At 32.9% G+C, this 12,386-nt stretch carries 12 protein-coding genes and 1 tRNA gene; 3 read left to right on the top strand and 10 right to left on the bottom strand.

Annotated elements, in window-relative coordinates; translation table 11 throughout:
- Positions 1 to 124 precede the first annotated feature (124 nt).
- The gene (locus tag Q7P22_RS06210) at positions 125 to 1,465 is read left to right on the top strand and encodes a glucose-6-phosphate isomerase (protein WP_303862026.1); all 1,341 of its coding nucleotides are present in this window, start codon (positions 125 to 127) and stop codon (positions 1,463 to 1,465) included.
- Positions 1,466 to 1,554: 89 nt separating this feature from the next.
- Here the strand turns inward: Q7P22_RS06210 and Q7P22_RS06205 are convergent, their stop codons facing one another.
- Genes Q7P22_RS06205 through uvrC form a run of 5 tightly spaced genes read right to left on the bottom strand, consistent with a single transcriptional unit; the run spans position 1,555 to position 6,533 of the window.
- Positions 1,555 to 2,415: a DegV family protein gene (locus Q7P22_RS06205; RefSeq protein WP_303862024.1), complete on the bottom strand. Its 861-nt coding sequence runs from the start codon at positions 2,413 to 2,415 to the stop codon at positions 1,555 to 1,557.
- 58 nt (positions 2,416 to 2,473) lie between these two features.
- Positions 2,474 to 2,995 (bottom strand): peptidylprolyl isomerase, encoded by a 522-nt coding sequence (locus Q7P22_RS06200; RefSeq protein ID WP_303862023.1) that lies wholly within the window; start codon positions 2,993 to 2,995, stop codon positions 2,474 to 2,476.
- 36 nt (positions 2,996 to 3,031) lie between these two features.
- Positions 3,032 to 3,751 carry a phosphatase gene (locus Q7P22_RS06195; RefSeq protein WP_303862021.1) on the bottom strand — a complete coding sequence of 240 codons (720 nt, stop codon included), beginning with the start codon at positions 3,749 to 3,751 and terminating at the stop codon, positions 3,032 to 3,034.
- 9 nt (positions 3,752 to 3,760) lie between these two features.
- Positions 3,761 to 4,675, bottom strand: a complete 915-nt coding sequence (gene hprK / locus Q7P22_RS06190) for an HPr(Ser) kinase/phosphatase (protein WP_303862019.1) — start codon at positions 4,673 to 4,675, stop codon at positions 3,761 to 3,763.
- Between the two features lie 31 nt (positions 4,676 to 4,706).
- Entirely contained in the window at positions 4,707 to 6,533 is a 1,827-nt protein-coding gene (gene uvrC, locus Q7P22_RS06185; protein WP_303862017.1) for an excinuclease ABC subunit UvrC, read from the bottom strand.
- Positions 6,534 to 6,656: 123 nt separating this feature from the next.
- On the opposite strand from uvrC, the gene Q7P22_RS06180 reads away from it, so the two are divergent.
- A complete protein-coding gene (locus Q7P22_RS06180; RefSeq protein ID WP_303862015.1) occupies positions 6,657 to 6,908 on the top strand; it encodes a hypothetical protein in 252 nt (83 codons plus the stop codon).
- A 254-nt stretch (positions 6,909 to 7,162) separates the two neighbouring features.
- Here Q7P22_RS06180 and Q7P22_RS06175 read toward each other — a convergent pair whose 3' ends face one another.
- Together Q7P22_RS06175 and Q7P22_RS06170 are read right to left on the bottom strand one after the other, a co-directional pair.
- Positions 7,163 to 8,071, bottom strand: a complete 909-nt coding sequence (locus tag Q7P22_RS06175) for a GGDEF domain-containing protein (protein WP_303862013.1) — start codon at positions 8,069 to 8,071, stop codon at positions 7,163 to 7,165.
- Positions 8,072 to 8,181: 110 nt separating this feature from the next.
- Positions 8,182 to 8,838 (bottom strand): hypothetical protein, encoded by a 657-nt coding sequence (locus tag Q7P22_RS06170; RefSeq protein WP_303862011.1) that lies wholly within the window; start codon positions 8,836 to 8,838, stop codon positions 8,182 to 8,184.
- A 227-nt stretch (positions 8,839 to 9,065) separates the two neighbouring features.
- On the opposite strand from Q7P22_RS06170, the gene Q7P22_RS06165 reads away from it, so the two are divergent.
- Positions 9,066 to 9,142, top strand: a tRNA-Arg gene (locus Q7P22_RS06165).
- Between the two features lie 1,074 nt (positions 9,143 to 10,216).
- On the opposite strand, the gene Q7P22_RS06160 is transcribed toward Q7P22_RS06165, so the two are convergent.
- Genes Q7P22_RS06160 through Q7P22_RS06150 form a run of 3 tightly spaced genes read right to left on the bottom strand, consistent with a single transcriptional unit; the run spans position 10,217 to position 11,468 of the window.
- On the bottom strand, positions 10,217 to 10,633 hold the full coding sequence (locus Q7P22_RS06160; protein WP_303862009.1) for a hypothetical protein: 417 nt from the start codon (positions 10,631 to 10,633) through the stop codon (positions 10,217 to 10,219).
- Positions 10,634 to 10,652: 19 nt separating this feature from the next.
- On the bottom strand, positions 10,653 to 11,186 hold the full coding sequence (locus Q7P22_RS06155; RefSeq protein ID WP_369695500.1) for a type II toxin-antitoxin system HicB family antitoxin: 534 nt from the start codon (positions 11,184 to 11,186) through the stop codon (positions 10,653 to 10,655).
- Positions 11,187 to 11,216: 30 nt separating this feature from the next.
- Complete coding sequence (locus Q7P22_RS06150) at positions 11,217 to 11,468, bottom strand: type II toxin-antitoxin system HicA family toxin (protein ID WP_303862007.1); 252 nt, start codon at positions 11,466 to 11,468, stop codon at positions 11,217 to 11,219.
- Positions 11,469 to 12,386 lie beyond the last annotated feature (918 nt).

Here is a 12,386-nt window from a genome sequence, read left to right as displayed (position 1 = left end):
TTCACGTGGCGTTTTTTTGTATAATGGTGGCTAACTTAATTATATAATCCACCATGTTTTTTAAATAAAAAGCAGTTATAATATAAACATACAGAATGTTATATACAAAAACGGAGGAATAAATATGTCAAATTACATTGATTGTACAAATTCATATGTTAAAAAGCATGAATTAGAGAATATTTTGCCTATAGTCCAGATATCAGACAAGTTATTAAAAGAGGGCATGGGAGCTGGAAATGATTTTCTTGGCTGGATGAATTATACCGACCATATAAATACTGAAGAATTTGAAAAAGTAAAAAACGCTATTGAAAAAATCAAAAAAGATTCAGAGGTACTCATTGTAATAGGAATAGGTGGTTCTTATCTTGGATCAAAGGCTGTTATTACGGCTCTTACTCATACTTTCTACAATGAATTAAATCAAGAAGAAAGAAAGACACCTAAAGTTTACTTTGCTGGTCAAAATATAAGCCCTACCTATTTAAAACATTTATTTGATGTCATAAAAGGTAAAGATTTTAGTGTCAACGTGATTTCAAAATCAGGTACTACAACAGAACCTGCAATTGCTTTCCGATTTTTTAAGGATATACTTATTAATCAATACGGTAAAGAAGAAGCAGCAAAGAGAATCTACGTAACTACAGATGCTCAAAAAGGAACCCTCAAGACGATGGCAGATAACGAAGGTTACACTTCATTTGTTATCCCTGACGATATAGGTGGACGATACTCTGTATGTACTCCAGTGGGTTTACTTCCTATTGGATGCGCTGGCATTGACATAGATAAATTTTTAGAAGGCATAAAAGAAGGTGTAAAAGAGTTTAGCGGCGAAAATATAGATAATCCTTGTTATGCTTATGCTGCAACTCGAAACATCCTGTACCAAAAAGGTAAAGATATCGAAATTTTAGTCAATTACGAACCTAATTTGCAGTATTTTTCAGAATGGTGGAAACAACTTTATGGAGAAAGTGAAGGAAAAGATCAAAAGGGAATATTCCCTGCATCTGTAAACTTTTCTACGGATCTTCATTCTCTTGGTCAAATTATCCAAGATGGAAGAAAAAATCTATTTGAGACCATCATCAATATCGAAAATATGGAAATTGATTTAGATGTACCTATGGATGATGATAATTTAGATGGTTTGAATTATTTAAAAGGAAAAGGCATGAACTACGTCAATCAACAAGCTATGAAAGGCACTTTATACGCTCATTTAGATGGCGATGTTCCTAATATTATGATTAATATTCCAGACTTAACGCCACGTTCAATAGGGAAATTGATTTACTTCTTCGAAAAATCTTGTGCACTAAGCGGATATATTCTAGGAGTGAACCCCTTTGATCAACCAGGAGTAGAGTCCTATAAAAAGAATATGTTTGGCCTACTAGGAAAGCCTGGTTACGAGAAAATTGGAGAAAAACTGAAAAAACAAAACAGTTGCTAGTCACTTGCATTGGCTACCTTTGGTAGCCTTAATGGTTTTAGATTAGAGACTAGCCGCTAGTATCCAAAAAATGACATACGCATGCGATGTCATTTTTTATAGTAGAACAGTGCAATCAGTTCAGGTCCTGTATGAGCTCCTATGACAGCGCCTACTGACCTAGTGATAAATTTGCTTGTTTGAAACTTTTCATTAAAGATGCCTTTTAATTCGTCGACAACTTCTACATTATCTCCATGGATAATGCCTACGGTTTGATTTTTTAGGTCATGACCTGTGTCCTTTATGATTTCAAACATCCTCTTGTATTGCTTTTTTCGCCCTCTTGCAGTCTCTAAAAGCTTTAAACTCCCTTCTTCTACGTGGAGTATAGGATAAACATTTAGTAGATTTCCTAGTATAGCTGTACTCTTTTTAAGCCTACCACCTTTATGAAGGTAATTTAGGTCAAAGACAGTAAATACATGGCCCATCTTTGAAGATTTCTCTATAACAATATTTCTAATCTCTTCTAAAGTTTTTCCTTTTTTTGCTTCTTCCGCTGCCCTTAAGACAATCAAACCAAAGCCAAGGGATGCACATTTTGTATCAACAATGGTTACGTTGCATTTTTCTTCGCCGTATTCCTGGATGAGTTGATCTTTTGCAAGGATAGAAGCTTGATAGCACCCAGATAATTCACTAGAGAAGGCAATATAAATACAAGGTCGATCTTTTAGGATATATTCTTCAAATTTTAGATAATAATCATGTGAAGTCACTTGAGAAGTCGTAAAAGTAGTTCCCTCACGCATTTTCTTAAAGACTTCCTCTGGCGTAATATTTACGCCTTCTTTGTATTGCATACTGTTCTCAATAACAGCTAATGGCAATACATCAATATCATATTGCTCAACAAGTTCCTTAGGTAAATCACTAGCACTATCCGTAATGATCTTCACTTTTTCCATATGTTCGTTTCCTCTCGATCCCATTTTATGTAAAGATCCCTATAGGGGGATCTTGCATTTACATCTTTTCAGGCAAATCGTATTCCACGCCAAAAGTATCTACAGTCATTTCTTTTATTGCTACATCCTCTGTTGGTCTATCATTAAAACCAGTTTGTACATCCGCTATTTGATCTACTACTTCAATACCTTCAATTACTTTGCCAAAACCAGCATATTGACCATCTAAATGGGGAGAATTTTTGTGCATGATAAAAAATTGTGAACCCCCACTATTAGGGTTCATTGCTCTTGCCATAGAAATGACGCCTCTATCGTGTTTTAAATCATTATTAAATCCATTGCCATTAAATTCGCCTTTTATAGAGTATCCTGGATCGCCCATGCCACTTCCTTGAGGGCAACCCCCCTGAATCATAAATCCTTTTATGACCCTGTGAAAGATTAGCCCATCGTAAAATTTATCATGGACTAAGCTGATAAAATTCTTTACCGTATTTGGTGCTATTTCTGGATACAACTCGATTTTCATTACATCACCATTGTTCATGGTTATTGTGACTACTGGTTTCTTTTCCATAGATTCATCTCCTCGTTTAATTATATTAAGAAAGATTTATATATTCTTTCCTTTATTCTTTAAATAATATAGTAGTTTGTCTACACTCGTATTTAAAATCAGTTCTTGGGGAAATTGAATTTCTTCTAACAATTTCGTTACAACAGAAAACTCACCTACATAAGTGCTGTAATGAGCATCGCTACCTAACGAAATGGGCAGTTTATAGTCTCTGCACTTTTCTGCAATCATTCTACAATTATCTTTACTTCCCTTTCTACTACCTAAAAAAGAACTATTATTAATTTCAATAAAGGTATTCGTGTCCCTTGCCGCTTTAAACACATCATCATAGTCTAGTTCATAAACTGGGTTTCCAGGGTGAACAAGAATATCTACAAATTCTTTTTTCATTGCATTTACTACTGCCGTCGTATTTTCTTTTTTTGTTCCAGGCGTTAATACGCCCTCATGCAAGCCAACTAATACGATTTCCATTCTGTTTTCTAAATGCTTAGGTATGTCTAAATCCCCATCAGTATTTTTAATGTTTGTTTCTATTCCCTTTAGAATTCTTACTCCATGGATTTCTTTTGGTAGCACTTTCATATTACTAAAGAAATACTCGTGAGTTCCTCCTGGTAGTAATGGACCATGATCTGTCATACAGATGAGCTTCAAGTTTTTCCGAGCAGCCTCCGCAGCGTTTTCCGTTATGGTGCTATACGCATGAATGCTTGCTACCGTATGGGTATGTGTATCTAATTCAATATTCATTTCTTTTTATCACTCCTCTTTATTACCCGTTGCTTTATTTACTTTATCTAAAAAATCTTGGGCCGAATTAATGCCCATGGCCTTTTGTCTATTATTCCGAGCCCCAGTTTCTATAATAATAGCCAAATTTCGTCCTGATGTAACAGGAATCGTAACTTTATCAATATCTACACCTAAGATATTCATATATTGATTGTCGATACCTAATCGGTCGTAATAGGATTGTGCTTCCCAATGTTCTAAGTGAATACACATTTCGATATCAACAGATTCTTTTACTGCACCAATACCGTATAATGTTCGAACATCAATAATCCCAATGCCTCTAATCTCCATGTATTGTTTTAGTAGTTCAGGGGCAGTACCCAAAAGTCTGTTGTCACTTACTTTCTTAATATCAACTACATCATCAGAGATCAAGCGATGACCTCTTTTGACGAGCTCTAAAGCTGTTTCGCTTTTTCCAACGCCACTTGAGCCTGTAATGAGCACACCAATACCAAAGACATCAACTAATACGCCATGAATAGAAACGGTAGGCGCTAAATAGTCGTCTAAATACTGTATGGTCTTCATCATCATCTTCATAGTTGTTAGTTTGGATTTTAAGAGAATTTTATTGTGTTTTTTAGCAGCCTCTAGAAACTCTCCATTCTCAATATCCCATGCAATAATCAAACAAGGCCAGGAATAAGAGAAAAAAGTGGAGATTTTTTCTTTGCTCTCTTCAGGTGGGAGATGTCTTAAATAGCTATCCTCCACTTTACCAATAATTTGTACCCGGTCTTCATCAAAGTGATTATAGAATCCGTATAACTGCAAACCAGGCCTATTTATACTACTATTGGTAATGGCAACCTCTTCGTAGCCTCCATCATAGACAATTTCTAAATCTAAGTTATCGCAAAATTCTTTAAGAAGCATTTTTCTCACCTTTCAACTTTAGTATAAACTTTTACTGGAAATGCTGGACTATATTCCTTGCTATTTTATCATTTATTCCCTCAATCTGCAAAAGTTCTTCTGTAGACGCTTTTTTAATATTATCTACGCTTTTAAAATACTTTAATAAAGCTTTGCGTTTTACCGGACCAACTCCAGGTATATTATTGAGCTCTGAAACCAACATATTATCACCTCTAATTTTTTTGTGATACGTAATGGCAAAACGGTGAACTTCTTCAGATATGCTGTTTAACAAATAATAAATAGGTGTAGAAAATGGAATTTCAATGGTTTCGCCTTTATAAATGAGTGCTCTTAGCTTGTGTCTGTGATCTTTTACTAAACCACAGATTGGAATATCTATAGTAGGGTAATGAGCTAATATATCTTTTACTGCATTTATGTGCCCCAAACCTCCGTCTAGTAAGATAATATCTGGGAAAGGTAGAAATTTCCCATCTTCACCTATTTCCAGCTCCTGTATACCCCTTTCTATTCTTCTAAAGAGAACTTCTTGCATACTGCCGTAGTCATTTTGTCCTGTTATACTCTTGATTCGAAATCTCCTATAGGCTTTTTTATTTGGTTTAAGCTGCTCGTAAACTACCATAGAGCCAACGCTATCGTTTCCTGATATATTGGAAATATCATAAGATTCTATTCTACTAGGCTTCTCCTTTAAAGAAAGTTTCTCCATAAGCCAATTATAGGACATATCCTGTTTTACTTTATTCATAGTCATCTTGTGTTTATAGTCTTCAAGGGCTAGTCTTGCATTGTCCGTAGCCATATGGATTAAGTCCTTTTTACTTCCTTTTTGAGGCACTTTAACAGATACTTTGCCTCCTCTTTTTTTGCTCAACCATTCTTCAATAATATCCCCATCATCCACTTCTCTTTGTACGATAACCTCCTTGGGAATAAAGGTTGTGCTGTGGTAATACTGTTTCATAAATCCCGATAAAAACTCTTGTTCATTATAGATATCAGCAAAGAAGAAGTTTTCCCTTCCTAATATCTTTCCCTTTCGAATGAAGAATACTTGTATACAGTAGGTAAAATCCTCACCATAAAAACCTATGATATCTTGATCCTCATCAGAATTGGATACGATTTTTTGTTTTTCTGTAATATGATTGATTCCATTAATTTGGTCTCGTATTTTTGCTGCTCGCTCAAAATTTAAATTTTGAGATGCTTCCTTCATCTCTTGCTCTAATTTACGGATAATATTTTCGTATTTTCCATTGAGAATTTGTATGATTTCTTGTATACTTTCATTATATTCTTCAACAGACACATTACCTTGACACATGCCTGGACACTCTTTGATATGGTAGTTTAAACAAGGTCTTTCTACCTTTCCATTTTTAAACTTCTTAGAGCATCTTTTTAGAGAATAAAGTTTGTTTAATAATTCTACTGTTTGTCTTACAGAATAAACATTGGTAAATGGCCCATAGTATTTTGCCCCATCCTTTTTTACTTCCCTAGTCAAGATTACCCTAGGGTATTTTTCATTTGTAGTTACTTTTATATAAGGATACGTTTTGTCATCCTTTAACAAAATATTAAAATGGGGCATATTTTTTTTAATTAAATTACACTCTAATATGAGGGCTTCCATTTCAGTATCGGTTATAATAAGTTCGAAATCAGCTATATGTTCTACCATTGTTGCAACTTTTATAGTCTTTCCTGAAGCATTAAAATACTGCCTTACTCGGTTTTTTAAGTTTCGAGCCTTGCCAACATATATAATCTTCCCATTTTCATCTTTCATTAAGTAAACACCTGGATTTTCGGGAAGGTCTTTTAATTTGTTTTTATCAATCATTATTTTTCTCCCTTTAATATAATAATACTATTATGAAATTTTTTGGTTTTATTAAAGTGATAGAAGGTATATATATAATAACATAAATTTAAATTTCAAGAACATGATTGCTGGAGGGATTCTATGAAATTAACAAGACAATTAGGATCAACGATCTTAACGAATGATCAGTATGAAGTTCGAATTCAAAAGAAAATTTTTGGAGGATACAGCTTGAAAAAGTATATTATCAATTCGCCTTTTGACTTGCTTGAAACAAGGGAGGTTCGCTTAGATATCTCTGAAGAGGAAGCCATTGAATTAGGTAAAGAACTTTTAGAAAGAGTATATCGGACTGCAAAACAATATAGAAAATTAAATTATATTCCTAGCTAGTGAAATTGCCTATAGCATTTTTAAAATCTACGTAAAACTTCTAAGCTACCAAGCAACCGCTATGTATACATTTCATAGGTATTCTAAATTAAAGAACAAAGAGAGATTGCTTATAGATTTCTCTTTGTTCTATGCCATAAAAATTCTACTCTTTGATTTAGCTATTATTTAAGTCCTCTTTATATGCAGGGGTTTAATCTTGACCCAAGGGACTTGACTCTAGCGCTGATGGATAAAGCGCGATTGGCACTTTCTTACACTTTTATCTTTTCATCTTCTTTAAGAACATTTTCTTTAAGGCGTAATTTGTAGTCATACATATTTTCTTCTGCCTTTCTTTGAATTTGTTCAATATCTTCGTAAGTTGTCGTCTTTGTTGCGCAACCAAATGAAACAGAAAGAGGTCTAGCTCCTACATACGTTTCATTACAAGTGTTTATTAACCGATTGATGATTTTCTGTGCATCTTTATGACCAGTTTTAGGTAACAATACCTTGAACTCATCGCCACCTACCCTTGCGATAATATCTCCTTCACGACAACAAGATTTTAAGACCTCTGCCGTCTTCTGAATAAGTTGATCTCCTATATGATGACCTAAGTTGTCATTGGCATATTTTAAATCATTTATATCAGCCATAATCACACTAATAGGTAGCTCTCTTTCTGTTGATAATCTCTTTAGTTCCACTTTAAAAAATGCTCTATTGTAGAGCTTAGTCAGTGAATCGTGAAAACTCATATATTTATAGGTGTCCGCCTCATGTTTTAACTCTTTTATTTTTTGTACTTCAACAGAAATATCTTCAAGATACAACAACATATGCTCTAAATCCCAAGATAATTCCTTTACTCCTAGACGAAACCAACAATTTAGATCTTTAGAATAATGTTCTATGTTTATATTTTGTCCCTTTTGAATGAACTCTTTGCACAAACGAATCCACTCTATACTATTTTCAGAAAACTCACTATTGCCTACTAAACTCATTTTTTTATGTAATACTTTTTCTCTTCTTAAGCCTGTAATATCTTCGAAAGCGTTGTTTATATTTACATATTCAAAATCACAAAATCCATCCCTGTGATCTCGTGTTACTTTAATACAAGCGCATGCAACAGGCAACTCATTCAATATACCTTCACAAAACTCCCTCTTCACCTATCGTCCATCCCTTCGTTCAGAATGAAAGCTTCTTTCTAATAAAATTTATTCATATCTATCTAATATTTTAATTATTGACATTAGAAAGCAAAGATATTAAATTTTATTTATTTTAATTTTAACTTTAATTCGCCTTCATTTTTAACCTTTTCATTTTCTATTTCTAACTTTACCCAAGAGGATATATTCTCCTCTGAGCTTTGAGCACATAGATAATATATACCATCGGAAATATTTGACATTTCAAATTTTCCAGATTCATCTACTGTAAAAACTCGAATAGGCTTCTCCTTTTTTTTCTTGCAAAGTAAAACTTTAATCTCTAGATAATTTAAATCAACCGGGTATTCCACATATCCTGTTACTATTAGAGGCTCCTTCTTTTTGAGATTATTTGTTTTATCTAACACTTTATCAGAAACAATTAATGTAAAATCAGAATCAGAAGATATGCGCCGTTCTTCTATAGAAAAGGACACATAACTACTTTTATACTCTTTTCCATTCGCATTTACTACTGAAAGGACATAGTTTCCATCTTGTGCAATAGTAAGAAAATAATTGCCATTTGCGTCTACATTTGAGACAGCCACAACTTCATCGTTATCCACTTCACTAAGATGAATATCAAATTTTTCATTAGCTACTTTAACATTTAATAGAACTTTTCCCTTTATAGAAACAAAGTTCTCCTGATTTTTTTGTACAGAACAACTGCATAAGACTAATGCTATTAGCAAAACAAACAATTGTTTTATCTTCATTTTACCCTACCTCCCTTAAAGAAACTTAAAAAATCTGACGAATAACTTCATATTATTATTTTTATTATTATTTTTGAAACAAGTGATTTATGACTAATCCACGCATAAGGGGACAAGATCTATAAAATCAAGCTGTAACAAACAAATTCATTGCTTGAGACAATTCCATAAAAATAATCATTGCCAAGGATTGCAATTAGTGTTAGAATATACTTTGTTGAAACTGCGCGCCTTTAGTTCAATTGGATAGAGCGTTTGACTTCGAATCAAAAAGTTGGGGGTTCGAGTCCCTCAGGGCGCGCCATTTACAAGACTTTTAAGAGTTTTATTCACTTCACAAAATAGCCATTAACATTATTGAAATAATTAATTATAAAATAAGCCCTTTCCATTATCGGATTGGGCTTTTGTTTTGTTTACCATTGTGAATTACGATATCAGCTTTATGTATTGGTTCCATGAGGAAATCAGCCAATCCAATTTTGGACTCACCTAAAGTTTAGCTTCTAATGTCGAAAATAAGCCACTTTATATACCTGTGTAACTTATACCTAATTTAATTTTAAACGCGTTATTTTGGAAATACAGGCTTGCTTGTTTGTGTTACTGCTGTCGATATATTAATCAACATGCAGTTGACTCCTTAAAGCAAGAATTCACAAATTCATAAGGTTTTTATCATGGTGTGTACGATTATACACACATCTAATTATTAGATCTTCGAGTAATTGCTCGGCGTTCTACACTCTTTTACGATATCGACAAATCTGTCGACATGGTATTGGCTCGATAAACCGCTCGAACCAATAAGGCTCTACGAATAAAAATTCGAACAGCTCTATCTTATTTAGAGAATGCTTGAAAGATGTTAGTATTTTTGTACTATGATCGCTTAGATTAAATGTTTTCTCTATCTTGCGAGGAATATAATTAAATGGGATACATTAGATATCTTGACGAACTCAATTTTGAGTTCGTCCTTGTGGGGAACACTTACATAGGATAGCGCAAAATTGAGCTTACCTCTTTTAAAGTACCAATAAGGCTCTTAGTATAAAAATACTAACAGTTCTATAATTTAAGATATATAAGCTTTTACTGACACATGATAACGCAATTTTGAGTTTTCAGGATTTTCACCTTGCTTAACCTCCTCAATTTTGAGGAGGTTAGTCGAATTTTTACTAAACAAATCAGAGAGCCTAATTTTGGACTCTCCTACAGAGTGAGTCGAATATACGTTTGCTCTTAGAAGCCTGTAAATTGGTTTCTAGCGTTTTTATTTTGAATTTGATATTGTTCCTAGGATGGTACTATAAAACGTCTTCTCACTCGTATTGTTTTGTTGTATTAAAAAAGAGCCCGTAGGCTCAATCAATCAATTCTTTTTATCATCATTATCCATGTCTTCAAATACTAAACTAGGTGGTAAAACTATTCTAACGCCAATCATCTCTTTTATTACAGTTGAAATTAGATAACTTATCTCACTTCCTAATGGTGAAAGAAGTTTTATAATGTTTTCTTTTACTTCCATCTCTGTTACAGCTTCATCTAATCCATATGTTAACACATGCTCAGTTTCTATTTCAAATAACCCCTCTGGCTCTACAAATATTTTACTCATAAACCTAATTGATAACTCATCTGTGCTATGCAATATGATTTCATAGTTATGCTTTTGTTTAATATCAACCTGAGAATTCTCAGGTTGATGATTGCTCTTTTTAGCACAGAAGTTTATTAATCTTATCTTTCTGCCCTTTATTTTTTCCATAATTCCCTTATTATTCATTCTTACTTCTCCTTTTCGACTAAAAAAGATCTACACTATCAAATGTATTGTTATCAAAATAATTAGCTATTCTATTTGATTGACCAAAGTCATAATTATTGCTTTTTTTCCATTTTTCAAAAACTATATTTTCAATTGTAGGAATTTGCAATTGATTATTAACCATAATTTCTACTTTGTTTTTGCCAAATTCATTGCCTATTCCCATAGATACATACATAGTTATTAACTGATTAATGCTTGTTCCTTCTTTTTCTGCTTGCTCCGCTATTTTCTTGTGCAGAGATTTTGGTATTCTCAAGGATAATTTCCCACTATAGTCATCATCAGACTTATATTCTTGTCCCTCAGGAATAGCTCTCCCTAATTCATTGGCAGTTTCTATCCAACATTTAATAGCATCTTTTGCATTGACTAAAGCCTCTTCGACGGTCTCTCCATCACTCATGCACCCTGCAAGTGCTGGAACAACAGCTAAGTAACCGCCACCATCTTCATTAGATAATTTAGAAATCTCAATTTTGTAATCCCTTTCTTTAAATTCACTTTTCATTTTAACTTCCTCCATTTTTGCATAATTTAATCAAAACTCTTCGTTGACTAAATCAAAAAACTTTAATGCTCTTTTTATATATATAGGTTTAATAGGTTTGTCTTTAGGAATTGTAATAATCTCTTTAAGATCTGGGTGGGAATAGGTATAGTGGCTAGAACCTCCTCTAGGCCCTCTACAAGTAAACCTTCCACACTTGGTTAATAATCTATCTATTTCACTAAAAGACACATTTTTAGGATTATTTTTTATTTTATTGTATAATTTCTTGTAATGGCTCATATTTACCTCATTAGTTAGTATTTCATTGTTATTGATATTTATACCTTGCTACTATATGTAATACCATTATATTATTTGATACCATATATGATACCATTTAAAACAAAATATTTCAATTTATTTGTTACCCTTCTTCTTGAGGATAATCTTAGACAAACTAGAACGCCAGTTCATACACTATAGCCTTATATCTTAAAATATAGCCGTTTTATTTTGATTTTAATACTTTTTTATTGAGTACTGATATAAAATGCCTTAAAATTACTATAAACATTAAATATTTATACTCTCATTATGTAAATATTTTGAAGTCTGCCGATTTTTCGGCTGTCCTATCATTCCCCACTTTTGGGAAACGAATCCGTTCCACTGAAGGTGGTGGAAAATATATACACCTTTAGGCACATCTGTCAAATCATTTAAAAGATCATTCAATTACAATTTCCTTTAATCATATTTATACTAGGTTTAATTTCGGGTATTACACAAAAACTTCCTCAAATTTATATATCACACAATTTTTTTATTTATAATCTTCAATTTTTTTTAATGATTGGAATTATGATATTTATATTTGAAAAGCTTGAAATTAGCAAAAAGGAAGTCAATGTTATATTAGGTATTAGCATAGTGGCTTGCGGGCTTTTATTTGATTATTTTTTATAAAAGCTTACTTACATCATATAAAAGTGAATTGGTTTTAATATATTAATTAATTTTGCAGAGCTTATGTAGAAAAATCTAGGGATTATTATATTTATTTCTATTCATATTATGAGCAGGGATCTTTTGTTGCGCTCTAGATGGCAAATGCAGACTTTTATTTTAAATAAAAAAAGAACTCGTAAGAGTCCTATAAATCATTTGGAGCGAAAGACGGGATTCGAACCCGCGACCCTCGCCTTGGCAAGGCGATGC

Origin of the sequence: Alkalibaculum bacchi, assembly GCF_937875145.1 — a bacterium.
Classification (GTDB): Bacteria; Bacillota; Clostridia; order Eubacteriales; family Alkalibacteraceae; genus Alkalibaculum; species Alkalibaculum bacchi_A.
Note: the sequence above shows the minus strand (reverse complement) of the source record. Positions and strands in the feature narration are given on the sequence as shown.

Coding starts and splice junctions, on each gene's coding strand:
- Q7P22_RS06210 (WP_303862026.1), top strand. CDS start 125: ATGTCAAATTACATTGATTGTACAAATTCATATGTTAAAAAGCATGAA.
- uvrC (WP_303862017.1), bottom strand. CDS start 6,533: ATGATTGATAAAAACAAATTAAAAGACCTTCCCGAAAATCCAGGTGTT.
- hprK (WP_303862019.1), bottom strand. CDS start 4,675: ATGCTTCTTAAAGAATTTTGCGATAACTTAGATTTAGAAATTGTCTAT.
- Q7P22_RS06160 (WP_303862009.1), bottom strand. CDS start 10,633: ATGAATAATAAGGGAATTATGGAAAAAATAAAGGGCAGAAAGATAAGA.
- Q7P22_RS06150 (WP_303862007.1), bottom strand. CDS start 11,468: ATGAGCCATTACAAGAAATTATACAATAAAATAAAAAATAATCCTAAA.
- Q7P22_RS06200 (WP_303862023.1), bottom strand. CDS start 2,995: ATGGAAAAGAAACCAGTAGTCACAATAACCATGAACAATGGTGATGTA.
- Q7P22_RS06155 (WP_369695500.1), bottom strand. CDS start 11,186: ATGAAAAGTGAATTTAAAGAAAGGGATTACAAAATTGAGATTTCTAAA.
- Q7P22_RS06180 (WP_303862015.1), top strand. CDS start 6,657: ATGAAATTAACAAGACAATTAGGATCAACGATCTTAACGAATGATCAG.
- Q7P22_RS06170 (WP_303862011.1), bottom strand. CDS start 8,838: ATGAAGATAAAACAATTGTTTGTTTTGCTAATAGCATTAGTCTTATGC.
- Q7P22_RS06205 (WP_303862024.1), bottom strand. CDS start 2,415: ATGGAAAAAGTGAAGATCATTACGGATAGTGCTAGTGATTTACCTAAG.
- Q7P22_RS06195 (WP_303862021.1), bottom strand. CDS start 3,751: ATGAATATTGAATTAGATACACATACCCATACGGTAGCAAGCATTCAT.